This window comes from Bacteroidota bacterium (assembly GCA_030706565.1).
GTDB lineage: Bacteria > Bacteroidota > Bacteroidia > Bacteroidales > JAUZOH01 > JAUZOH01.
This window is the reverse complement of record JAUZOH010000470.1, coordinates 1-2732: the sequence shown is the minus strand read 5'-3', so window position 1 is coordinate 2732 and position 2732 is coordinate 1. Positions and strand designations below refer to the sequence as shown.

Sequence of the window (2732 nt, the reverse complement as noted above, 5' to 3'; positions counted from 1 at the left end):
CCCATCTTAAAATGAACCGATTCACTGACAATTTCTTCAGGAATCAACTCTGCCGGTAAGCTTGCCCCACCTGATAAACGCCCGTCATTCCTGTTGTCATCATAGCTCATCACATCTTGATTGAATGGCAATTCAACAGTCATCTCTGATGCAGCACCATTCTCCGAAGATGGCTGATCAAATTTCACGGCAAAACTTTTAATTGTATAATGGGTGATATTGAAATTTAAAGAGCCTTTTGAAAAATCAGCTGCTCCTATCTTCTGTTCCTGACCATTGATTTCATAAGCATCTACGACTTTCCCCGGAAATTTTATACTGATCCCTTTGGCATCTTTACCCAATAATTCATTGACACGTACCACATAATAATCGCCTTGTTCCATTTTCTTAAAGGCCATCAATCCAACTTCAGGGGTGTTAATGTTCAGTAATGAAACATTCTTATTCCAAATCCCAACATGTTTAGGCGCTTCAAATGCCACTAAGGGTTGATTCAGGAATTTCCCCTGCCATGGGCTCAACTCTTTTCTCCAGTCACCCTGATGGCCATAAATTGCATAGTTGAATTCATGAATACCCCAATCCTGAGAATTTTGATAATCATACCGCCCACCTGTTTCGGGAGTGTACATTAAAGTTAACCTTAATGTATTATCCACAGGTTTGTCTGACCCATATTTGCAGTCTTCTAAAATCGAAGCGCCATATTTGCCCGATTTATCGGTTAAATCGAACCATTCTTTGGAAGGTACTTCATATTTCACCTTACTGTTGCTGTTGCGCATAATTGTACCTACCCCTAAATTATAGGTAGCCATTTCATTAGTTGCAACAAAGGGGAAAGATGCTTTTAAACTCACTCCAGTGGATTGCCAGTCAATCTTATTACTTACCTCTAAACGTTTCCCTGCATCACCGGCTGCCAGACTTACAATCTGACTGATTTCAGAACCTCTGCCTTTCCTGTTAATCTGAAGGGATACTCTTACCGGGCCCTGTTCTATAATGGATATGCTTGCATCCTTATCCAGGTAATCTATCGGTGGATTTTGACGGTCTTTCCAATCCATGTTCCATGCCGGATAATCGGAAGGTGCTTCATGTAAAAATTCCAAGCGGGCAGGCCCTGATAAAAGTTCCCTGGATAATTTCTTATCATAAACACTTACAATATCTCCGTTATTCCCGATCTTCACTTTGTAATATCCGTTTTCAAGGGTTTGACCGTTAACTGATAATAATGAATTGGCAGAAGGTTTTCCAGCTGCTTCCCTGACATCAAAAACAGACAATCCCACGGATGGAACTTTTGCCAGGAAGATAAATTTCACTTTATTCCCGTTAGTACTGATGATCTGTGTGGGCAAGGCTATATTTTTTTCGTCAAATACCTGCAAATTTTCAGGCAACTTTGTATATTCCAACTCAGCAGTTACTATATCCTCGCGATCGCGTGCCACCGGGTTATATACCACAACGGCCCTCCCTTCAGTCTGAGTATTTAAGTTACCCGACAAGCCGCTCAACGAACTTTTCAGTACTTCAGCAAATCCGTTTGCAGCAATTAGTTCGTCGTTCCAGGCATATTCATAAGCTTTAGGGATACTTGTCCCGGGAAGGATATCATGAAACTGGCTTCCAAGCACCAGGTTCCATGAATTATTCATCTTCACCTGAGGGTAATTTAGTTTTTTCTGCCAATCAGCAATTGCGGCCACTTGTTCAGCTGCCTGAGCCAACAACTCGTTCTTACGGTTTAGTCGCTTCATGTATGATTGTGAAGTCATGGATCCTGCACTATGCTCTATCAATAACAAATCACCAGAATAAACAGGCAGTTTTTTCTGTATTTCCGGAGTTATGTCTTTATACATCTGATCGGAGGAAGTAAGAACAACTTTAAACTTACTATCGTTGTTATGAATGCTGCCAACGGCATTCTTTACATCTCTTTCCCGGGGTGCACCACCCTGGTCGCCTACTCCGTAATACCTGTAATCAAAGGATACCCCATATTTATTCTGATCTTCGTCCAGTCGGTTATTCCATGAATTGTCCAAATCAAGACGAGGGATTATAGAACCACCATAACCTGTAGCATTTAAGGCAGCAATAACTCCTTTCCCATCGGGGCCATTCCATACTCCAACATTAAAGGGAATACCAACAGCTGAATGCCAGGTAAGTTTCTGGGTTGAAAAGCCAAGCAAACCGCAATGATGCCAAATTGTCGGCATATTTGCCAGAAATCCAAAACAATCCGGCAACATGTAATCCTTGCTTTCAACACCAAATTCCTTGCGGAAATAATTATTTCCATATAAAACTTGCCTCAAAATGGATTCTGACGAGGATATGTTCACTTCCCCTTCATCTACAGAAGAACCGGATACATACCAGCGTCCCTCTTTGATATACTGAATCACTTTCTTATACATTTCAGGATAATATTCCTTCATCATCTGGTAACGCCGCGATCCGGTAAAATTAAAAACGTAGTCGGGATACTTCTCAAACAAATGAAAATTCTCCGTCATAATATTCTTGATAAACTCATCGATGGAAGTTGGATAGTCCCAATTCCACTCGCTATCCAGGTGAGCATATCCAACGGTATATAAAACCTTATCCTTTGCGATATTATATTGCCCCCGCCTCTCCAGGGGTTGAGCGCAAAGTAAAACTGGGAAAAGGATGCCCATTAAAATCAAACAAAATTGTTTTTTCAT

1 protein-coding gene is annotated in these 2732 nt (G+C 41.1%); it reads right to left on the bottom strand.

What is annotated here, in order from left to right; genetic code table 11:
* The coding region (locus tag Q8907_15660; GenBank protein ID MDP4275707.1) for a glycoside hydrolase family 38 C-terminal domain-containing protein at window positions 1–2705 on the bottom strand (2705 nt) is incomplete at its 3' end.
* Window positions 2706–2732 lie beyond the last annotated feature (27 nt).